The sequence below is a fragment of the Rugamonas aquatica genome, from assembly GCF_009380215.1.
In the GTDB taxonomy this organism is placed as follows: domain Bacteria; phylum Pseudomonadota; class Gammaproteobacteria; order Burkholderiales; family Burkholderiaceae_D; genus Rugamonas; species Rugamonas aquatica_B.
The window spans coordinates 113,854-135,931 of the sequence record NZ_WHUG01000017.1 but is presented as its reverse complement, the minus strand read 5'-3'; the positions used below and the strand labels follow the sequence as shown (position 1 = coordinate 135,931).

Sequence of the window (22,078 nt, the reverse complement as noted above, 5' to 3'; positions counted from 1 at the left end):
GGGTGCCGTTTTTTTATTTGTGGCACGATTAATTAATGCGCTACGCTGTATTAATCTGCCTCGACCGGAATATATTCAGAATGGCGGAGTGAGCGATCTGTCATGCGCCACGAATAGAATAACTAATTAGCGTCTGCTTTCGATTTTAAATAATAGTGGGCAGGTTTAATATGCTGCGCTGCCCCGGTTTTAAATGCCGCCCATGATCCGTTGGCTGTGGCAGCGGCGATGGCCACACCTAGCGGCTGGCCGGCATATCTCCGGCGCTGCTGAACTCATCCACTTACCGGCTGCCGCGACGCCGGGCTCATGACTCCTCGGATGCAAGCCAATCTGGAAAACCCTACGTTAAACATGCCAGCCAGTGGTGCGTTCATGCTAAGATTTGGCTCATGATCGCTCAAGCACTCTTCACCCCTGCCCAGCAAAAGCTGCTGGGCTTGCTATTTGTACGTGTCAATCAAGGATTCCACTTGAATGAGATCATGCGCCTGACCGGTTTGGGCAGCGCCTCGGCCCAGCGCGAGCTCAAGCGCCTGCACGAGTCGGGCGTCATCGTGTCCGAGCGGATCGGCAACGTACGTCGTTTTAAACCCAACAAGGAATGCATCGTATTCGGGGAATTAAGCAACCTGGTCAAGAAAACCTTCGGCCTGGTCAGCGTCTTGAATTCGGCGCTGGCACCGCTGCAACATGTGCTGAATGTGGCGTTTGTTTATGGCGCGACGGCCAAGGAACATGAGGGCATGGATACGCCGGTGGAATTAATGCTCATCGGCGATAACACCAGCTACGGCGAATTATTATCCCGCCTGCCGGTCGCCGAGCGATTGCTGCGCCGTAAAATCAATCCCAATCTGTATTCGATTCCGGACTTTAAACGCCGCCTGCGCGAACAGCAGCCGTTTATTCTCCAGGTGCTGCGCGAACAAAAGATTTATGTATTGGGCGATGAAACTGATTTGGAAAAAGTCAGTGGCGAGGAAGTCGGCGTCAGTTAATCCAATTCCCGTCCGACGCCATACGCCTGTTTTTGCGGAAAGAATAAAGAAAATCTGGTGTAATGGCCGGCGCGGGATTCGCAATGTATCTTGCCGCCGAATGCCGTGATAACCCTCTGGCAAAAAGCCAATCCCATCCCCGTGCCGCCGCCATTATGCCGCGTGCTGTAAAACGGTTCGAATACGTGCGGCAATACATCATCCGGTATTCCCGATCCGGTATCGGTCACTAATAATTGCTTGCTATTGCCATTGGTGAAGAACGCTATTTCCACATCTCCCCGTCCCGCCGATTTAATCGCGTGCATCGCGTTTTTAAAGAGATTATATAAAACGTAGACCAGCAATACATCCGAACCAAAAAAGGTGAAGTCTTCGGCGGCTTTGACCACGACCTTGTCGCGCATCGAGCTTTCAAACGGATAGCAGGCCAGGGCTTCGTCGACGCATTTCTTGATGGAATGATCGGCGAAATCATTGCGGTTCAGCGTGCCCGCCCGGGCCGACGCCAGCATCATGTCGACAATGAAATTGGAGCGGCTGATCTCGGCCTCGATGTGCTGGGTCAGCTTGCTGAGGTAGTTCAGCTGCGCCGGCTGCAGCAGCGGCTCGATATGCCGATGCTCCACCGCGCTCTGGTAGCCGGCCAGCAAATCCGGCAGGCACTTGGCCAGCACCCGCGACTGATTGCGTATGGTCGCCAGCGGCGTGCGCATTTCGTGGGCGATGGTGGCGGCCACCTCCATCGGGTCCGCCAGCAGGTTGTGCCGCACCATGGCCTGGGCGATCAGGCCCAGTCCGGCCGCGACGAACAGCACGCCGGGCGGGTAGAACTGCACGCCGTAGTTGCACAGGTAGTCGACCGAGGCAAAAAAATAGATCAGCAGGCTGACCAGGCAGTAGCGCAGCCTCGTCTTCTCGGTCGAAACGGCCAACTGCTGGCGCCGGTACAGCAGCCACAGGCCGCGCCCCACGACCAGTCCGGTCTGTACCAGATGCAGCGGGTGCAGCGGACCCGCCTTGGGATAGAAACCGAAGAAATACGGATACAGCCCGTCGATCACCCAGTCGGTGCTCAGCATGATGACGCCCAGCAGGCCGGCGGTCACATAGGACAGGTCCACCCAGCGGCGTTCGCTGCGCTGGGCCGTCAGTTCGGCGATGAAATGGTACAGCGTGGTCGGCAGGAACAGGATCAGCAGGTAGCCCAGCTTGGCCAGCGCCAGCGCCTCATCCTCGTTGTTGATTTGGAATAACACGGCCCAGGTGAATTGCCAGCAAAACGTGGTCGCGCACAGCAGGAAAAAGGTCAGGCTGATGCGGCTCACCCCGCGCGAATGCAGCACGTAAGCGCCGTAGCACAGGAACAGCAGGGAAACCACGGCGGGCAATAGGGAATGCATGCGCTCTTTCCACGGACTTTGGATGGTAGTCCGCAGTATTACGCGTGTTGATGTAGCTCGCTTGGCTATCGATTAACTATTTGCGTTATATCAAACAAGCGCAGGAGAAACCCGCTTTAAGTGTTTCTGCCCGGCTTGCGGGCAAAACGTCCCCGGCCGCAGGCCGGGACGGTCCAACTCACTGATAGGGGAATTCTCATGCTGCTGCACGCCACCGAAGTAGAAATGTCCGCACCCACCGCTGCCAGCGCCGCCAACGCCAGGCAGACTTTTACCCACGCCCTGACGATTTATCTGAAGGACTCCAACGCCTACGGCAACACGTATTTCGCGCGCTACTTTGAATGGCAGGGAATTTGCCGCGAAAAGTGGTTCTTCGACTGCATTTCGCGCGATATGCTGCAAAACGAAGGCGTCTTCATCACCAAGCACGCCGAGCAGGACTATCTGCAGGAGACTTTCCCATTCCAGGAAATTCACTGCGAGTTGAATGCTTATGATGTCAGGAAGTGCTCGTTTTGGCTGGAGTTCCGGTTTTATGCCGACGGCAAGCCGGTCTCGGTGGGGCGCCAGCAGATCGTCTTTGCCAACCACGCCAAGCAGATCACGGCCTTGCCCGAGCTGGTGATCGCCCGCATCAAGCGCTACGCCAGGTAATGCAAAAAGGGGCGGGCCTGTGCGGCCCGCCCCCTGGCGTTTATTTCTCCGCCGCGATCCAGCGGTCGACTTTCTCTTCCAGCAGCGCCAGCGGCAGCGTGCCGTCGCCCAGCACGATGGCGTGGAACTTCGGCAGGCTGAACTTGTCGCCCAGCGCCTGGGCCGCGCGCTGGCGCAGCTCGACGATCTTCAGCGCGCCGATCTTGTAGCCCAGCGCCTGGCCCGGCCAGGCCATGTAGCGTTCGGTCTCGGTCTTGGCCGAATTGTCGTAGCCCAGCGTGTCGTGCATGTACTGGATGCTTTGCTCGCGGGTCCAGCCCTGCGCGTGCATGCCGGTGTCGACCACCAGGCGGGTGGCGCGCAGCAACTCGTCGTTCAGGTGGCCGAAGTACTGGGCCGGATCGTCGAACAAGCCCATTTCCTTGCCCAGCGTTTCCGCATACAGCGCCCAGCCTTCGATAAAGGCGTTGTTGCCGCCATATTTGTGGAAGTTAGGCAGATTTAGCTCTTGTACCAACGCCAGGTGGAAGTGGTGGCCGGGCTTGCCCTCGTGCAGGAACAGCGTGGTCATGCCGGTGTTGCCGTACTTCGCGGGATCGTTGACCACCGACCAGAACACGCCGGGGCGCGAACCATCGCCGGCCGGCGAGGTGTAGTGGTCCGACGCGGTGGCGCGGCTCAGCTCAGGCTCCAGGCGCAGGTCCAGCTTGGCCTTGGGCAGCAGCGTGAACATCATCGGCAGCTTGGTGTCGAGCACGTCGTTGAGCTTGTGATAGACGGCCTGGACTTCGTTCTCGGTCTTGAACGGATAGAACTTCGGCTGCGCCGCCACCCAGACCGGCAGACCCGCGGCCGGGCCGGTGTAGCCCAGCTTGGGGCCCAGCACTTCAAACTGCGCCTGGATGCGCGCCACTTCCTTCAGGCCGATGGCGTGGATGGCGTCCGGCGTCAGCGAGGTGGTGGTGGCTTCGGCGACGCGGGCCTGGTACCAGGCGGCGCCGTTCGGCAGCGCGCCGAGGCCGGTCGTGGTGCGGCAGGCCGGCACGTATTCTTTTTCCAGGAAGGTGGACAGGCGGGCCAGCGCCGGCATCAGTTTTTCGCCGACGGCCTTGCGGTAGGCGGCCGTCAGGCGCTGCTTGTCGGCGTCGGAGAAGGCAGCCGGCAGCTTGGTGATCGGGGTGTAGAAGATGCTGCTTTCCGGCGTCGCGCTGACCAGCTTCTGGAACTGCGGCAAGCCCGATTCCATGATGGCTTTCGGCTGGGTGATGCCTTGCTTCATGCCCACGCGCATATTGGCGATGGCCTGGTCTATCCATGCCGGCAATTGCTTGATACGGCTCAGGTAAGCGTCATATTCCTTGACCGTGCCGATCGGTTGCGACGCTTCGCCGCCCGCGTAGTTGGCCAGCGTGACCGGCACGCTGTCCATCTGGTTGATCGGCAGCAGGTGCTGCGGGAAGGGCTCCATCGACAGCAGGCCGTGCAGTTCGTAGGCGAGGATGTCGTAGCTGACGCGGTCGGTGTTATTCAGCTGTGCGCGCTGAACCGCCTTCAGCCGGGTGGCGAACTGGCGGTACAGCTTGAACTGCTGGGCGCGCTTGGCGGGGGCGATGCTCATGCCCAGCTGGTCGTCGAAACGGTTGTCGCCGTTTTCGGTGGCGCCTATCGGCTCGAAGCGGGCGACGGCGTCGTAGTACTGGTCGGCGATGGCCAGCAGCGCCTTGTGCGCGGGCGCGGCGCTGACCTGCGGCACGGCGGCGGTCGGCGCGACGGCGTGAGCCGCCAGCGGCGCAAACGCCAGCATCACGGCGGCGGCGAGAGGGGCGAAAGCGGCGTAGGTGTTGCGGCGATGCGTCATATTCTTTCCTTCAAATGTAACAAAATTGGCGCATAGCATAAGCCATTGCGGGGCATCGCTGGGACAAAAATTGTATCCGCGATACATTGTTCTCTTGTGGAAATATTAAATTCTAATTTGAAAATATAATTGCCCAAATCGCATCGGAAGCGCGCTATGCTTGTCACATGGCAGCGCACCATCGCGCCGCAAAAAAATACGGGGAATACACATGAAAAAAGTAATGAAAGCCGCATTGGCGCTGGCCCTGGCCGCACCGCTGGCCGCGTTTGCGGCCGTACCGACCGTCAGCTGGACCGCCTGGAGCAATGGCAACAGCGGCACGCTGACCCAGAACGCCCAGACCGTCAACGTCAGCTACTCCGGCGACACCATCGGCGTCGACTACAACGCCTACATCTACGACGTGCCTTCGTCGTTCACCAGCGCCGAAGTGACCAACACGCCGGGCACCAACGGCACCATCCTGATGTCGGGCGGCTATGCCACCGTCAACAGCTTCCATTTCGACAAAGCCGTGGTCAATCCCTACATCGAGCTGTTCAGCGTGGGCCAGAACGGCGTGCCGGTGACCTTCGCATTCCAGGGCGGCGCGATCACCATCCTCAGCCAGGGCGGCGGACACTGGAACGGCGGCACGCTGACCCAGACCGGCCCATTGACCATCAGCGGCGAGGAAGGCAACGGCCTGCTGAAGTTTACCGGCACTTATACCGACATCACCTTCGTCACGCCGAACTACGAGTATTACTACGGCGCCACCGTCGGCGCCGCGTCGATCGCCGCCGTGCCGGAACCGGAAACCTACGCCATGCTGCTGGCCGGCCTGGGCCTGGTGGGCGCCATCGCCCGCCGCCGCAAGGCCGCCAGGTAACAACAGAATAACAAAGCAGTAACGACTGGCCGCTGCCTTCGGGGAGCGGCCTTTTTTATTCAGGCCGCCGCTTCGGCGAAGCGGCTTTCGTACAGCGCCGCCACCAGGTCCGATTGCGTGACGATGCCGGCGAAGCGCTGCTCCGCGTCGACGATGGGAATGTGGTGGAAGCCGGAGTCGGCCATCAGCGGCACCAGGTCGACGATGGGCGTATCGAGCTGTGCCGTGGTCGGGTGCTGGCTCATGATCTGGCCGACCACCTCGGCTTTTTCCGTGTGGGTTACGCCGCTTTTGCGCAGAAATCGCTGCAGTTGATTGCGGATGCCGCGGTAATCGTCCAAGCCGCCGTGTTCCAGGAAATCCGTCTGGGTGACGATGCCGATCACCCGCCGCGCGCGGTTGAGCACCGGCAGCGCCGCCACGCGGTGCGTGCGCATCTGTTGCCAGGCCTGTTCCAGGCTGGTGCCGAACTCGGCGCTGACGACATCGCGCGACATGATGTCGGCGCAGCTGATGATGCCGAAGCGGCGCTGGTAGGCGCGCTGCTCGGTCTGCATGAACAGCGATTCCAGATCGTCGCGGCTGATGTCCAGCACCTGGTTGTACTGCTTCAGCACGGCGTCCAGGTCTTCCGGCTTGAAGCCCAGCCGCACCGTCGGCACCGCGTCGGCGGTGGCGTGCGGATGCGGCTGCGCGCTTTGCTGCGCGTGGGGATAGCGGCGCCCGGTCAGCTTGTTGTAGAGCATGGCCACGACCACCAGCACCACCGTGTCGGCCAGCACCGTCAGCATGACGAAATCGAAGCCGGCCGCGTGCACGGCGGGGCCGCCGATCACCGTGGTCAGCGCCACCGCGCCGCCGGGCGGATGCAGGCAGCGCAGCGCGAACATGGCGGCGATCGCCAGCCCGGTGGCCAGCGCGCCCAGCAGCGGCAGCGACAGCGTGTCGCCCAGCAATTGCACGCAGGCCACGCCGACCAGCCCGCTGACGACATTGCCGCCGATGGCCGACCAGGGCTGGGCCAGCGGACTGGCCGGCAGCGCGAACAGCAGCACGGCGGAAGCGCCGATCGGGGCCACCATGAAAATCGCCGTGCCGACGGGGGCCAGCAGCAGGTGGCTGAGCAGGGCGGTGATGAACAGGCCGAGCAGGGCGCCGGCGGCGGCGCGCACTTGTTCGCGGCGGCCGGCGGTGATGGGGCTGGGCAGCCAGCGGTCGAGGAAAGCACGCATAGGCTTAATCAAGTATTTGATATGGGACAAATATTATCCCACGCCCAGCCCGCCTCTGCACTTCATTGGTGCGAAACCAGCTCCAGCGGCAGGGCCGTGGTGATCTTGATCTGTTCCATCGAAAACGCCGACGACACCCCGGTCAGCTGCGCAACCTTGATTAACTTCTTGTAAAAGCGGTCATATCCTTCGATATCGCTCGTCACCACTTTCAGCAGGTAATCGATGTCGCCGCTCATGCGGTGAAACTCCAGCACTTCCGGCAAGGCGATGACGGCGGCGGCAAAGCGCGCCAGCCATTTGTCATCGTGCTGGCTGGTGCGCACGCTGACGAACACCGTCACCGGCAAGCCCACCTTGCGGCGGTTGACGATGGCCACGCGGCTCTCGATATAGCCCTCCTCCTCCAGCCGCCGCACCCGCTTCCAGCATGGCGTGGTGGACAACCCGACCCGCTCGCTGAGCTGGGCGATCGACAGCGTGCCGTCGCCCTGCAATGCTGACAAAATTGCATAGTCGTAGCGATCTAGTTCATTCATTCTCTGTTTTCCTTGAATTCGGCATGAACATGCTACAAGTTGTCCGTGACAAGAGTATTTTAGTACATATGTTTCGCCTCGACTGAGTAAGCTATACGTATCAACGATACAAGCAGCGATACAAGCAAACTCATGACGACCGAAATCTACCTCGATGGTAACGCCACAACCGCCGTACTGCCGGCCGCCATCGCCGCCGCGGCCGACGCCATGGGCCAGCGCTACGGCAATCCCAGCAGCAGCCACGGCACCGGCCTCAAGGCCAAAGCCGTGCTCGACCAGGCCCGCGCCTGCGCGCTGCGCCTGCTGGGCGTCGGCGACGGCCGCCTGATGTTCAACAGCGGCGCCACCGAGGGCATCCAGACCGCCGTGCTGTCGGCGCTGGTCGCGCTGCGCGAGCGCCGCGAACGTGGCGAAGCCATCGGCAGCCTGCTGGTCTACGGCGCGACCGAGCACAAGGCCGTGCCGGAAAGCCTGGCGCACTGGAACCGCCTGCTGGGCCTGAACCTGACGCTGCACAAGCTGCCGGTCGACCACGACGGCGCGCACGACCTGGCGCAGCTGCGCGCGCTGGCGCCGCAAGCCGCGCTGGTGTGCACCATGGCCGCCAACAATGAAACCGGCATCATCACCGATCTGGCCGCGATCTCCGCGCTGCTGACCGAAACCGGCAGCCAGGCCTACTGGCTGGTCGATTGCGTGCAGGCGCTGGGCAAGCTGGACCTGAACCTGTCCGCCACCCGCATCGACTACGCGCCGTTCTCCGGCCACAAGCTGTACGCGCCCAAGGGCGTGGGCATGTTGTACGTGCGCGCCGGCGCGCCGTTCACGCCGCTGATCATGGGCGGCGGCCAGGAGAGCGGACAACGCTCCGGCACCGAGAACATGGCCGGCATCGCCGCATTGGGCGCCGTGCTGGCCGCGCTGGAGCAGGGCGGCACCTTCCGCAGCCACCACGAGCTGGCCAGCTTCCGCGCCCGCCTGGCCGACAGCCTGCGCGCGGCCCTGCCCGGCGTGGTGTTCAACCACCCCTTCGACAAATCGCTGCCGACCACGCTGAACTTTTCCGTGCCCGGCCTGACCAGTCGCGAACTGATGGATGTGTTCGACGCCGCCCACGTGCGCGTCAGCTCCGGCAGCGCCTGTTCCGCCGCCAAGGCCGCGCCCAGCTACGTGCTGGACGCCATGCAGGCGCCGCTGTGGCGCAGCGCCGGCGCGATCCGCATGTCCTTCGGTCCGCTGGCCGACGAAGCCACCATCGCCGACGCCTGTCGCCGCATCGAACGCTGCGGCGCCGCGCTGCGCGCCAGCTGCCTGATCCCGTCCGAGCGTACCGCCGTGCCGCACGACGGCTTGCTGCAACTGGGCGTGGAGGGCGCCTGCGGCTGGCTGGTGCTGGACGCAGCCAGCCGCAGCTGCATCGTCATCGATCCCTTGCCGGACATGACGTGCCGCATTGAATCCTATGTGCGCTGCCAGAATTACCAGGTGCAGGCCATCGTCAGCACCCTGCCGGGCGCCGACCGCACGCAACTGGCCGAGGCGCTGGGCCGCCACTTCGATGTCCACGCCGCCACCGATGCCTACGGCTGGCCGTCAAGCGCCGCCGGTACGATACAGATCGGCGCGCACACCCTGGCCAGCGTGGCCGACGGCGCATCGCGCCACTACCTGCTGGGTTCCGCAGGCCTGGCGCCGCAGTCGGTGCGCTTCGCCTTCTGCGCACAGCCGGCACTGGATGTGCTGCGTCCGCTGACCTGCGCGCAGACGCTGCTGTGTCCGACTCGCGACGAGCACAACCAGTTCTGCCTCGGCATGGCTGAGCCATCCACCACCACCGCGCAAGCCGGGCTGCCGCTGCAGCTGGACGGCGCCGCACTGGACGCCTTCCTGCAAGCCCACCCCGACGCCCAGTTGATCGACGTGCGCGAGCCGTACGAATTCGCAGCCACCATCGCCCCCGGCCCCGCCGGCCGCAGCGCCCGCAGCGTGCCCCTGAGCCGCCTGGCCGAGCACGCCAGCAGCTGGCTGCAGGACCCATCCGTGCCGCTGGTGTTCTTCTGCCGCAGCGGCAACCGCAGCCTGAAGGCCGCGCAATGCCTGCGCCGCCTGGGCCACCACCATGCATACAGCCTCGGCGGAGGACTCGCGCTGGCGCCGATGGCGCTGGCTGCATAGGTGCTAAACAGTATTAACTTTTTCTTCCTTTACAAGGCCGCGCAAGCGGCCTTTTTTTTCGTGGAAATTCTGTACGTACGTCACCGCACAGTCGCGAGGCGTGCGCCCCCGTAGGATTCCTTGGCACATAATTTCCTATTCGCAGAATCAAAGCGAGGTATCAGTTGAAACAGTCCGCCCCCCTCCTGCCCGCGATGACGCTGGGTTTTCGCGAAGCTCCCGCCGGCACCCTGTTGTCCGGCGAGGACGACGAAGACCTGCCGTTACGCGCCGAACTTTTCAGTGCCGCCCAGATGGCGGCGCACGGCAAGACGCTGGCCACGCATCACGAACTGAGCAAGCGCGGCGGCCGTGACCGCCTGCTGGCACGGCTGGCGGAAAACGCCGCCGTCATCGATTCCACCTGCGACGAGCTCACCGCCGCCGCCAAGGCCGGCCGCCAGATCACGCCCGCCTCCGAATGGCTGCTGGACAATTTCTACCTGATCGAAGAGCAGATCCGCATCGCCCGCCGCCACCTGCCCAAGAACTACAGCAAGCAATTGCCGCGCCTGGGCAAGGGCGCGCCGGAGGGCACGCCGCGCGTCTACAAGATCGCGCTGGAAATCATCGCCCACGGCGACGGCCGCGTCGATCCCGAATCGCTGTGCCGCTTCGTCGACGCCTACCAGGAAGTGGCCAGCCTCACGCTGGGCGAGCTGTGGGCCATCCCCATCATGCTGCGCCTGGCGCTGATCGAAAACCTGCGCCGCGTGGCCGCGCGCGTGGCCGACAACCGCATCCACCGCGACCTGGCCAACACCTGGGCCGACCAGATGACCGAGGTCGCCGAGAAAAATCCCAGCGGCCTGATTTTGATGGTGGCCGACATGGCCCGTTCCAATCCGCCCGTCACCAGCGCCTTCGTGGCCGAACTGGCGCGGCGCCTGCAGGGACAAAGCCCGGCGCTGACGCTGGCGCTGTCGTGGATCACGCACCGCCTGGCCGAATCGGGCCAGACCATCGAGCAGCAGATCCAGGCCGAGATCCAGCAGCAGGCGGCCGAGCAGGTCTCCATCGCCAACAGCATCGGCAGCCTGCGCTTCCTCGGCACCATGGACTGGCAGGAGTTCGTCGAAACCATGAGCGTGGTCGAGCAGACCTTGCGCCAGGATCCCGCCGCCATCTACGGCCGCATGGAGTTCGCCACGCGCGACCAGTACCGCCACGCGATCGAGAAGATCGCCAAGCGCTCGCGCTACTCGGAAATCGAAGTGGCGCAGCAAGCCTTGCAGCTGGCGCAGGCGCACTACGAAGGCGGCGATGCGCGCCATGGCCACGTGGGCTTCTACCTGATCGGCGGCGGCCTGGCCGCGCTGGAAAAACAGACCGGCATGCGCCGGCCATGGCTGGAAGCCCTGCAGCAGACCTCGCGCGCTTCGCCGCTGACGTCCTACCTGGGCGCCATCGCCGCCATCGCGTTGGTGTCGACTGCGATGCTGCTGGAGCGCGCCGCGCACGACGGCGTCAGTGGCGGCGTGATCGTCATGCTGGGCGTGCTGGCGCTGCTGGGCAGCAGCCAGCTGGCGCTGAGCCTGGTCAACTGGGTCGCCACGCTGGTGACGCGTCCCAACCCGCTGCCGCGCATGGACTTCAAGGACGGCGTGCCGGCCGACGCCCGCACCGTGGTGGTGGTACCGACGCTGGTCTACAGCAAGGAAAACATCGCCGAACTGTGCGAGCAGCTGGAGGTGCGCTTCCTCGCCAACCGCGATCCCAACCTGGTGTTCTGCCTGTTGACGGACTTCGCCGACGCCGCCTCCGAAACCCTGCCGGCCGATGCCGCGCTGGTCGAACAGATGCAGCGCTGCGTTGGTCATTTGAACCGCAAGTACGCCACCCATCCGAACGGCGAACCGGCTTCGCCCTTCCTGCTGCTGCATCGCCCGCGCCAGTGGAACCCGCACGAAGGCGTGTGGATGGGCTATGAACGCAAGCGCGGCAAGCTGCAAGCCCTGAACCGCTTCCTGCGCGGCGGCGCGCGCGACCAATTCAGTTTGGTGGTGGGCGAAACGCACGAACTGGAAAGCATCAAGTACGTCATCACGCTGGACACCGACACCCAGCTGCCGCGCGACGCCGCGGCGCAGTTCATCGCCACCATGCAGCATCCGCTGAACCAGCCGCGCATCGACACCGCGCGCGGCCGCGTGGTGGAAGGCTACGGCATCCTGCAGCCGCGCGTGACGGTCAGCCTGCCGAGCGAAAACGCCTCGCGCTACGAAAAGCTGTGCGGCGGCGAACCGGGCATCGACCCCTACACCCGCACCGTGTCCGACGTCTACCAGGACGTGTTCTTCGAAGGCTCCTTCATCGGCAAGGGCATCTACGATGTCGACGTGTTCGAGCAGGTGCTGGGACATCGTCTGCCGGAAAACCGCATCCTCAGCCACGACCTGCTGGAAGGCTGCTACCTGCGCGCCGGCCTGCTGAGCGACGCCCAATTGTACGAAGCCTATCCGGCCCGCTACGCCGACGACGTCAGCCGCCGCCAGCGCTGGATACGCGGCGACTGGCAACTGGCCTCGTGGGTGTTCGGCCGCGTGCCCGGCGCCAACCGCAAGCGCGAGCGCAATCCGCTGTCGCTGCTATCGCGCTGGAAGCTGTTCGACAATCTGCGCCGCAGCCTGACCGCGCCGGCGCTGGTGCTGTCGCTGATCACCGCCTGGCGCTGGTTGCCCGATCCGTGGCTGTGGACCGGCGCCGTGCTGGCCGTGATCTTCATCCCGTCGCTGGTCAGCACCCTGCACGACCTGTGCCGCCGTCCGGAAGACACCTTGTGGAGCCAGCACCTGCGCGCCTCGCTGCGCCGCAGCGGCCTGCAGTTCTCGCATGCGATCCTGATGCTGGTGTTCCTGCCGTACGAAGCCTGGTTCAGTCTCGACGCCATCCTGCGCAGCGCCTGGCGCATGCTGGTCTCGCACAAGCACCTGCTGGAGTGGCGCGCATCGGCGCTGGCGCGCACCGACGGCGTCTGGCGCACCATGTGGTGCTCGCCGGCGCTGGCGCTGTTCGTCGGCGGCGCGCTGCTGGGATGGCGTCCGGCCAGCCTGGCGCCGGCCGCGCTGTTCCTGCTGGCCTGGCTGGTGGCGCCGGCCGTGGCGCAATGGATCAGCCGTCCGATCGAACGCCGGCAGGCCAAACTCACGCCGGACCAGCAGCAGTTCCTGCACCTGCTGGCGCGCCGCACCTGGGCCTATTTCGACCGCTACGTCGGCCCGGAGGACAACTGGCTGCCGCCCGATAACATGCAAGAGCACCCGGCCCACGTGGTCGCGCACCGCACCTCGCCGACCAATATCGGCATGGCGCTGCTGGCCAATCTGAGCGCCAGCGATTTCGGCTACATCAGCATCGGCCAGATGATGCAGCGCACCGCCGCCACGCTGTCGACGATGGACCAGCTGGAGCGCCACCAGGGCCACTTCTACAACTGGTACGACACGCAGACGCTTAAGCCGCTGCACCCGATCTACATCTCGACCGTCGACAGCGGCAATCTCGCCGGCCACCTGCTTACGCTGCAGGCCGGCCTGACCGGCCTGTACGACCAGCCGGTGCTGGGCCCGCAGACGGTGGACGGCATCGTCGCCACCTGCCGCGTGCTGCAGGAGTCGCTGGGCGGCGCGGCAATGGCGTCCGCGCCCACAGCCGATGCGCCCGACGCTGCCGGTCTGCGCGAGTTGAACGCCTTGCTGGCCGCGCTGACGCCCGCACCGGAAAGCGGCAATCTTCAGCAGCTGCACGCCTGGCTGACGCGCGTCGCCGCCGCCGCCGCCGGCCTTCCCGCGACCGATGCACACGGCGAAGCAGCCATGTGGGCCGCGTCGCTGGCGCAGCAATGCCAGGCCGCGCTGGACGAACTGGCCCTGCTCACGCCCTGGGTCGACCTGCCGGCGGACGCCGTGTTCGACACCAGCCTGACCCGCGTGCCGACGCTGCGCGAACTGGCCGCCATGATCGACAGCGCCTCCACCGTCCTGGCCAACGACCTGGCCCCGGCTGAACGCGATCGCCAGCTGCTGCTGGCCGGCCTGTGCGCGCAGGGCGCCGCCGCCGCGCACGAGCGCATGCGCGAACTGTCCGAACTGGCGCGGCGCTGCGGCGCCTACGCCCAGATGGAATACGGCTTCCTGTACAACACCACCACCAACCTGCTGGCCATCGGCTACAACGTCACCGAGCGCCGCCTGGACGCCAGCTACTACGACCTGCTGGCGTCGGAAGTGCGGCTGGCCAGCTTCGTCGCCATCGCCCAGGGGCAGCTGCCGCAGGAGCATTGGTTCGCGCTGGGCCGCCAGTTGTGCATCGTCGCCGGCAAGCCGGTGCTGCTGTCCTGGAGCGGTTCGATGTTCGAATACCTGATGCCGCTGCTGGTGATGCCCAACTATCCAAGTACGCTGCTCGACCAGACCTACAACGCGGTGATCGACGCCCAGATCGACTACGGCAAGCGCCGCAGCGTGCCGTGGGGGATATCCGAGTCCGGCTACAACACCGTGGACGCCAGCCTCAATTACCAGTACCGCGCCTTCGGCGTGCCGGGTCTGGGCCTGAAGCGCGGCCTGGCCGACGACCTCGTGATCGCGCCTTACGCCACCATGCTGGGATTGATGGTGCAGCCGGAAGCGGCCTGCCTCAACCTGCAGAAGATGGCGGGCATGGGCTATATGGGCCGCTACGGTTTCTTCGAAGCGGTCGACTACACGGCCTCGCGCCTGCCGCGCGGCCAGAGCGCCGCCGTGATCCGCTCCTTCATGGTCCACCACCAGGGCATGGGCCTGCTGGCGCTGAGCTACCTGCTGCACGACCGGCCGATGCAGCGCCGCTTCGAATCCGATCCGCTGCTGCAATCGACGCTGCTGGTGCTGCAGGAACGCAGCCCGCAGGCGGGCGCCTTCTACTCCAACACCACCGAGATGGCGGCCGTACGCTCCACCGCGCCGGAGCAGGCCATGCCGATGCGCGTGCTGACCCAGCACAGCACACCGGTGCCGGAAACCCAGCTGTTGTCCAACGGCCGCTATCACGTCATGGTGACGAACGGCGGCGGCAGCTACAGCCGCTGGAAGGATCTCGCCGTCACCCGCTGGCGCGAAGACAGCACGCGCGACAACTGGGGCAACTTCTGCTACGTACGCGACATGGACGACGGCCAGTTCTGGTCCACCACCTACCAGCCGGCGCTGGTCGAGCCGCGCAAGCACGAAGTGATCTTCTCCGAAGGCCGCGCCGAGTTCCGCCGCTCCGACCGCAACATCGACCTGTACACGGAAATCGTGGTCTCGCCGGAAGACGACATCGAACTGCGCCGCACCCGCATCACCAACAAGTCCGACCGCGAGCGCACCATCGAGGTGACCAGCTTTGCCGAAGTGGTGATGGCGCCCGCCGCCGCCGATGCCTCGCATCCGGCCTTCAGCAAACTGTTCGTGCAGACTGAAATCCTGCGCGACGAAAACGCCATCCTGTGCACGCGCCGCCCACGCGGGCAGGCCGACGCCATGCCGTGGCTGATGCACTCGATGATGGTGCACGACGCCGCCGTCGCCGGCGTCTCCTTCGAAACCGACCGCTCGCGCTTCATCGGCCGTGGCAACACCGCCGCCGCGCCGCAGGCCATGCTGAGCGACGAGGCCCTGAGCGGCGCCGAAGGCTCGGTGCTTGACCCGGTGGTGGCGATCCGCTACACCATCACGCTCAAGCCCGACCAGACGGCCATCGTCGACATCGTCACCGGCATGACCGAGCAGCGCGACGCCGCGCTGCACCTGATCGACAAATACCAGGACCGCCACCTGGCCGACCGCGTGTTCGAACTGGCGTGGACCCACAGCCAGGTGGTGCTGCGCCAGCTCAACGCCAGCGAGGCAGACGCCCAGCTGTACGGACGCCTGGCCAACTCGGTCATCTATCCGAACGCCGCGCTGCGCGCCGACGCCGCCACGCTGATCAAGAACCAGCGCGGCCAGTCCGGCCTGTGGGCGTATGCGATTTCCGGCGACCTGCCTATCGTGCTGCTGCAGATCAAAGATCCGGCCAACATCGAGCTGGCGCGCCAGATGGTGCAGGCGCACGCCTATTGGCGCCTCAAAGGGCTGGTGGTCGACCTGGTGATCTGGTACGAAGACCAGTCGGGCTACCGCCAGCTGCTGCACGAGCAGATCATGGGCCTGATCGCTTCCGGCATCGACGCGCAAGCGATCGACCGGCCGGGCGGCATCTTCGTGCGCCTGGCCGACCAGATCGCGAACGAGGACCGCATCCTGCTGCAATCGGTGGCGCGCGCCATCCTCAGCGACAGCCGCGGCACGCTGGCCGAACAGATCAAGCGTCCCGGCCCGCCGGCCATGCGCATGCCGCCGCTGCTGGCGGACAATCGCAGCGACTACGCGGACGCCGTTCCGCCACCCGCCCCGGCGCGCGAATTGATGCTGGAAAACGGCATTGGCGGCTTCACGCCGGACGGCCGCGAATACGTCATCACCACCAGCGCCGCGCAGCGCACGCCGGCGCCGTGGTCCAACGTGCTGGCCAATCCGCAGTTCGGCAGCGTGATCTCGGAAAGCGGCCAGGCCTACACCTGGCACGAGAACGCCCATGAATTCCGCCTGACGCCGTGGCACAACGATCCGGTCAGCGACGCCAGCGGCGAGGCCTTCTATCTGCGCGATGAGCAGAGCGGCCAGTTCTGGTCGCCGACCGCCTTGCCCGCGCGCGGCAACGGCAGCTACGTCACGCGCCACGGCTTCGGCTACAGCGTGTTCGAACACAGCGAGGCCGGCATCGCCACCGAGATGACCACCTTCGTCGCCATCGACGCGCCGATCAAGTACACGGTGCTCAAGGTGCGCAACGATTCGCTGGTGGCGCGGCGCCTGTCGGCCACCGGCTACGTCGAGTGGGTGCTGGGCGACATGCGTTCCAAGTCCGGCATGCACATCGTCACCGAGGCCGATCCGGTCAGCGGCGCGCTGTTCGCCAAGAACGCCTACAACACCGAGTTCACCGGCCGCGTCGCCTTCTTCAATTGCGACGCCACGCTGCGCTCCGTCACCGCCGACCGCAGCGAATTCCTGGGCCGTAACGGCTCGCTGGCGTCGCCGGTGGCGATGCGCCGTTCCCGCCTGTCCGGCAAGACCGGCGCCGGCCTCGATGCCTGCGCCGCCATCCAGGTGCCGTTCGACCTGCTGCCGGGTCAGGAGCGCGAGATTGTCTTCGTGCTGGGCGTGGCGGGCCGCCGCAACGCCGACGCCAGCAGCCTGGTGCAAAAACACCGCAGCGCCGGCGCCGCGCACGAGGCGCTGGCCGCCGTGCACGCGCACTGGGATCAGACCCTGGGCGCGGTGCGCATCGACACGCCGGAGCCGCAGCTCGACCTGCTGGCCAACGGCTGGCTGATGTACCAGACCATCGCCTGCCGCATGTGGGCGCGCAGCGGCTACTACCAGTCCGGCGGCGCCTTCGGCTTCCGCGACCAGTTGCAGGATGCGATGGCCACCATCCACACGCAACCGCAACTGCTGCGCGACCAGCTGCTGCTGTGCGCCGCCCACCAGTTCCTGGAAGGCGACGTGCAGCACTGGTGGCATCCGCCGTCCGATCGCGGCGTGCGCACCCACTGCTCCGACGATTATCTGTGGCTGCCGCTGGGCGCGTGGCGCTACGTCATCGCCACCGGCGACGTCGGCGTGCTGGCGGAAAGCGCGCCTTACCTGGAGGGCCGCGCCGTCAAGCCGGAAGAGGATTCGTATTACGATCTGCCCGGCCGCTCCAGCCAGAGCGGCACGCTGTACGAGCACTGCGTGCGCGCCATCCGCAACGGCTTGCGCTTCGGCGTGCACGGCCTGCCGCTGATCGGTTCCTGCGACTGGAACGACGGCATGGACAAGGTAGGCGAGCATGGCAAAGGGGAGAGCGTGTGGCTGGCCTTCTTCCTGTGCGAAGTGCTGCAGCGCTTTGCCGAAGTGGCGGACCTGATGCAGGACGCGGACTTCGCCACCGAATGCCGCAGCGAGGCCAGGAAGCTGGCTGCCAGCGTCGAACAGAATGCATGGGACGGCGAGTGGTATCGCCGCGCCTATTTCGACGACGGCACGCCGCTCGGCTCGCACACCAACGAGGAATGCCAGATCGATTCGATTTCGCAGAGCTGGGGCGTGCTGTCCGGCGCGGCCGATCCGGTGCGCGTGCGCGGGGCAATGGAGCAGGTCAATCAGCGCCTGGTGCGGCGCGATTCAGGCATCATCCAGCTGCTTGATCCGCCGTTCGACAAGGCGGGGCCGAACCCCGGTTATATCCGAGGCTACGTGCCCGGTGTGCGCGAGAACGGCGGCCAGTACACCCACGCCGCCATCTGGACCGCGATGGCCTTCGCCCGCCTGGGCGAGACCGAGCGCGCCTGGGAGCTTGCGCGCATGATCAACCCGGTGCAGCACGGCGGCACGCCGGAAGGCATGGCGCGCTACAAGGTCGAGCCGTATGTGGTGACGGCCGATGTCTACGCCGTGGCGCCGCATGTGGGGCGCGGCGGCTGGAGCTGGTACACGGGTTCGTCGGGCTGGATGTATCGCCTGATACTGGAGTCGCTGCTCGGCCTGACCCGCACCGCGACCCAGCTGACGCTGGCGCCGCGCATGCCGGCCGAGTGGCAGCACTTCACGTTGACCTACCGCTACGGCGCGGCATCGTATGTGATCCGCGTGACGAAGTCGTCGGAGGCCGTTCCGGTCATGACGGTGGACGGCGTGCGGCAGCAGGGCATGGCGATCGACCTGCACGATACGGCCAGCATCCATAAGGTGGAATTGTTCGTGCCGGCCTAGTTCAATTTTTAACAGAGTGTCCCATTCTGGACATTTTAGGCATCCACACCACAACGCGGCGCTTTATGCGCCGCGTTCTCTTTGTGCGTCATCTTCCTGTCATGCATAGTTGCGAGACTTTTGGATTACCAACCGCAAAGAGAGTCCCTAGTGAACAAATCGCAGACGCTGTCCCGCCTTGCCTTCATCATGCTGTTGTCCGCCGGAGTCGCCGGCGCCGCCCACGCATCCAAAGCCGATCACCACGAATTCGAAGCCACGCTGCACGCGCCGTTCGCCGCCGACGGCGCCGACCAGGATCGTCCGGAAGCCCGTACCTTCAAGCTCGGTTTCGATTTCCCCTTGCTCGAACGCGAGCAGGATGTGAAGTGGCGGCTGGAGCTGGTCAGCCCGGACGGTGTGGTGGTGCAGCAGTGGCAGGGCGTGCAGCGCATAGCCGGCAAGCCGGTTGATGTCAGCATCGCCTGGGACGGCCGCGCCGACGGCTTGATCCTGACCGATGGCGTGTATGTGGCGCGCATGCTGGCCGTCACCGGCGACGACACCGTCGAGCAAAGCTGGGATATCTCGGTGGGCCGCAATCCGGCCCAGGCCATGCCGGCCTTCAAAGCCTTGCCAACCTCCGCGACCGCAGCCAAGCCGGCGCGCGGCAACGGCCGCGTAGTGCAGGGCGCCATTGCCGCCACCGCCTCGCTGCCATACACCGTCTACCTCGGCAACCTGCACAGCCAGACCAACCATAGCGACGGCGGTGGAGCGCTGGGCAGCTGCACCGGCGCGCAGGCGCCGCAAAGCGCGGCGCTGGGACCGGCCGACGCCTACCAGTACGCGATGAACAAGGGCCTCGATTTCCTGATGGCCTCCGAGCACAATCATATGTACGACGGCTCCGACGGCACCAACGCCTCGGCCGATCCGGCCGCCGCCAAGGCGCTGTTCCAGTCCGGCCTGACCGCCGCCGCCAACTTCAACAGCGCGCACGCGGGCTTCCTCGGCATGTATGGACTGGAGTGGGGCGTCATCAACAACGGCGGCCATATGAACATCTTCAACACCACCGAGCTGCTGGGCTGGGAGAGCAACAGCAGCGGCCAGCTGATCGCCGATACGCTGACCGCCAAGGGCGACTATGCGGGCCTGTACACGCTGATGCGCCAGCGCGGCTATGTCGGCCAGTTCAACCATCCGGAATCGTCGGGCCAGTTCCTGGTCAACGGCACGGCGCTGGGCTACACCGCCGACGGCGACCAGGCGATGGCGCTGTGCGAAGTGCTCAATACCTCGGCCTTCTCCACCAACACCAGCGAGACCGAGACCGGCCGCAGCACCTACGAAGGCGCCTGCAACAAGGCGCTGGAGGCGGGCTACCACGTCGCCTTCTCCAGCGACCAGGATAACCACTGCGCCAACTGGGGCGCGTCCTACACCAACCGCACCGGCGTGCTGCTGCCGAACGGTACGCCGCTGACCACCGCCAGCATGATCGCCGCCATCAAGGCGCGCCGCGTGTTCGCCACGATGGACAAGACCTCGCAACTGATCCTGACCGCCAACGGCCACGTGATGGGCGAGCGCTTCACCAACAGCGGCCCGCTCAACCTGGTCGCCAACTTCGCCAGCAGCAGCGGCAAGACGGTATCGTCGGTGAAGATGTACGAGGGTGTCCCGGGCCGCAACGGCACCGTGACGCAGCTGTCGGCCACCGCCAGCACCACCATCACGCCGGCCGTGGGCGAGCACTTCTACTACGCCAAGATCACCCAGAACGATGGCAACATCCTGTGGTCGGCGCCGGTGTGGGTCACGCAGGGCACCGGCGGCGGCACCACGCCGCCCGGCCCGGCGGAGCTGATCGTCAACGGCGGCTTCGAATCCGGCGCCGCCTCATGGACCGCCAGCGCCGCCGCGATCACGTCCGACATGGCGCAAGCGGCGCATGGCGGCAGCGGCAAGGCCAAGCTGAATGGCTACGGCAGCACCCATACCGACACGCTGTACCAGAGCGTGACGATACCGGCCGCCGCCACCAGCGCCAATCTGTCGTTCTGGCTGAAAGTGGTGTCCAGTGAGACCACCACCACCAACGCCTACGACACGCTCAAGGTGCAGGTGCGCAGCAGCGCCAACGCCGTGCTGGCGACGCTGGCGACGTATTCGAATCTGAACAAGGGGAGCACGTATGTGCAAAAGAGCTTCGACCTGTCGGCCTATAAAGGGCAGACGGTGAAGATATACTTCGAGGGTGTGGAAGGCACGATGGTATCGACCGCCTTCCTGGTGGACGATGTCAGTCTGATCGCGCAGTAAGGCCGTTTATTTGGTCCAAGGCTGTTCGCGTTTTTTTCCGGTCCGCGCGAACAGCAGCAGCACCGCTATGCCGAGCAGTATCAGCTTGTAGCTCACCGGTTCCGGCACCGACACCATGTTGGCTTTGCCGGCCGCCGGTTTAACCGTCTGCACGGTGCTGGCGGCATGTGCGGCCGCCGGCGCCGCTTCGGCGGCATATACTTGAACGCTCACTGCGCAGGCGCTCAATAACAGCGCCGCTATCTTGCTCATCAATCGCATTCCCTGCCTCTGTTAATACTCAAGTGGCAAGTATAATAGATTGTTAATTTCTCCGCATCCGTGCGGTAACACACGGAGCGGAACATAAAGTGGTTGACCTTACACGCCGAGGCTGGCGCCCGCGCCCAGCAGCGTGGCCACGCCCAGCACCGCGAACACCAGCGCGGCGATGCCGTGCACCAGCTTGAGCGAGACGCGGTTGGCGATCTTGTCGCCCAGGTAGACCGCCGGCACGTTGGCCAGCATCATGCCGAAGGTGGTGCCGCAGACCACGGCCACCAGGCTGTCGTAGCGGGCCGCCAGCGCCACCGTGGCCACCTGCGTCTTGTCGCCCATCTCGGCGGCGAAGAAGGCGATCAGCGTGGTCAGGAACACGCCGTATTTCGCCAGCGGCATGTCGCCTTCATCGATCTTGTCCGGCACCAGCGTCCAGGCGGCCATCGCCAGGAAGGACACGCCCAATACCCAGCGCAGGATGTCCGGCCCGAGCAGGCTGGTGATCCAGGTGCCGACGGCGGCGGCAAACGCGTGGTTGGCGATGGTGGCGACGAAAATCGCGGCGACGATGGGCAGCGGGCGGCGGAACTTGGCGGCCAGGCAGAAGGCGAGCAGCTGGGTTTTGTCGCCGATTTCAGCGAGGGCGACGATGCCGGTAGAGACGAAGAAGGCTTCCATGGGTTTTGTATGTAGTACGCGGGCCGGAAACGATTAACCAATGATCCAGGCGCGACTCCGGCCCATCATGGCCGCACCTCGATCATGGTCTCGTCAAGTTTTTCAACCACCTGCACCACGGTCTGCGGACCGATTATGTTGACACAGGTTCTTGCGCCGGGGTGGCGCAAGCCGACTACTCCCCACTTACGGCCCGAATGATAGCATAGCCACGCGCATGTACACATCT

At 65.0% G+C, this 22,078-nt stretch carries 12 protein-coding genes and 1 riboswitch; of the genes, 6 read left to right on the top strand and 6 right to left on the bottom strand.

All coding sequences use genetic code 11. The annotated features are described in order from the left end of the window. The first annotated feature begins 392 nt into the window (after positions 1-392). Complete coding sequence (locus tag GEV02_RS28380) at positions 393-1,001, top strand: helix-turn-helix domain-containing protein (RefSeq protein ID WP_070359397.1); 609 nt, start codon at positions 393-395, stop codon at positions 999-1,001. Here GEV02_RS28380 and GEV02_RS28375 read toward each other — a convergent pair. Next, entirely contained in the window at positions 998-2,404 is a 1,407-nt protein-coding gene (locus tag GEV02_RS28375) for a sensor histidine kinase (protein ID WP_152841228.1), read from the bottom strand. The two genes, GEV02_RS28380 and GEV02_RS28375, sit on opposite strands and share 4 nt — an antisense overlap. 198 nt (positions 2,405-2,602) lie before the next feature. On the opposite strand from GEV02_RS28375, the gene GEV02_RS28370 reads away from it, so the two are divergent. Beyond that, the gene (locus GEV02_RS28370) at positions 2,603-3,061 is read left to right on the top strand and encodes an acyl-CoA thioesterase (protein ID WP_152841227.1); all 459 of its coding nucleotides are present in this window, start codon (positions 2,603-2,605) and stop codon (positions 3,059-3,061) included. Between the two features lie 40 nt (positions 3,062-3,101). Here the strand turns inward: GEV02_RS28370 and GEV02_RS28365 are convergent, their stop codons facing one another. Further along, entirely contained in the window at positions 3,102-4,919 is a 1,818-nt protein-coding gene (locus tag GEV02_RS28365) for a DUF885 domain-containing protein (RefSeq protein WP_152841226.1), read from the bottom strand. A 211-nt stretch (positions 4,920-5,130) separates the two neighbouring features. On the opposite strand from GEV02_RS28365, the gene GEV02_RS33490 reads away from it, so the two are divergent. Beyond that, positions 5,131-5,793 carry a PEP-CTERM sorting domain-containing protein gene (locus tag GEV02_RS33490; RefSeq protein WP_235922999.1) on the top strand — a complete coding sequence of 221 codons (663 nt, stop codon included), beginning with the start codon at positions 5,131-5,133 and terminating at the stop codon, positions 5,791-5,793. A gap of 59 nt (positions 5,794-5,852) precedes the next feature. Here the strand turns inward: GEV02_RS33490 and GEV02_RS28355 are convergent, their stop codons facing one another. Both GEV02_RS28355 and GEV02_RS28350 read right to left on the bottom strand, forming a co-directional pair. Beyond that, the gene (locus GEV02_RS28355; protein WP_152841225.1) at positions 5,853-7,025 is read right to left on the bottom strand and encodes an HPP family protein; all 1,173 of its coding nucleotides are present in this window, start codon (positions 7,023-7,025) and stop codon (positions 5,853-5,855) included. Positions 7,026-7,087: 62 nt separating this feature from the next. Next, on the bottom strand, positions 7,088-7,564 hold the full coding sequence (locus tag GEV02_RS28350; protein ID WP_070272348.1) for an Lrp/AsnC family transcriptional regulator: 477 nt from the start codon (positions 7,562-7,564) through the stop codon (positions 7,088-7,090). Between the two features lie 132 nt (positions 7,565-7,696). Between GEV02_RS28350 and GEV02_RS28345 the strand changes: the two genes are divergently transcribed. From GEV02_RS28345 to GEV02_RS28335, 3 genes are all read left to right on the top strand, one after another. After that, positions 7,697-9,742, top strand: coding sequence for an aminotransferase class V-fold PLP-dependent enzyme (locus GEV02_RS28345; RefSeq protein ID WP_152841224.1), 2,046 nt, complete (start codon positions 7,697-7,699; stop codon positions 9,740-9,742). 194 nt (positions 9,743-9,936) lie between these two features. Further along, a complete protein-coding gene (locus GEV02_RS28340; RefSeq protein ID WP_152841241.1) occupies positions 9,937-18,606 on the top strand; it encodes a glycoside hydrolase family 94 protein in 8,670 nt (2,889 codons plus the stop codon). Between the two features lie 150 nt (positions 18,607-18,756). Next, positions 18,757-20,913 carry a CehA/McbA family metallohydrolase gene (locus tag GEV02_RS28335; RefSeq protein WP_328595940.1) on the top strand — a complete coding sequence of 719 codons (2,157 nt, stop codon included), beginning with the start codon at positions 18,757-18,759 and terminating at the stop codon, positions 20,911-20,913. 6 nt (positions 20,914-20,919) lie between these two features. On the opposite strand, the gene GEV02_RS28330 is transcribed toward GEV02_RS28335, so the two are convergent. Beyond that, on the bottom strand, positions 20,920-21,165 hold the full coding sequence (locus GEV02_RS28330; protein ID WP_235922998.1) for a PEP-CTERM sorting domain-containing protein: 246 nt from the start codon (positions 21,163-21,165) through the stop codon (positions 20,920-20,922). 108 nt (positions 21,166-21,273) lie between these two features. Then, positions 21,274-21,849 carry a TMEM165/GDT1 family protein gene (locus GEV02_RS28325; protein WP_152841222.1) on the bottom strand — a complete coding sequence of 192 codons (576 nt, stop codon included), beginning with the start codon at positions 21,847-21,849 and terminating at the stop codon, positions 21,274-21,276. Between the two features lie 11 nt (positions 21,850-21,860). Next, a riboswitch (yybP-ykoY riboswitch) is annotated at positions 21,861-22,045 on the bottom strand. Positions 22,046-22,078 lie beyond the last annotated feature (33 nt).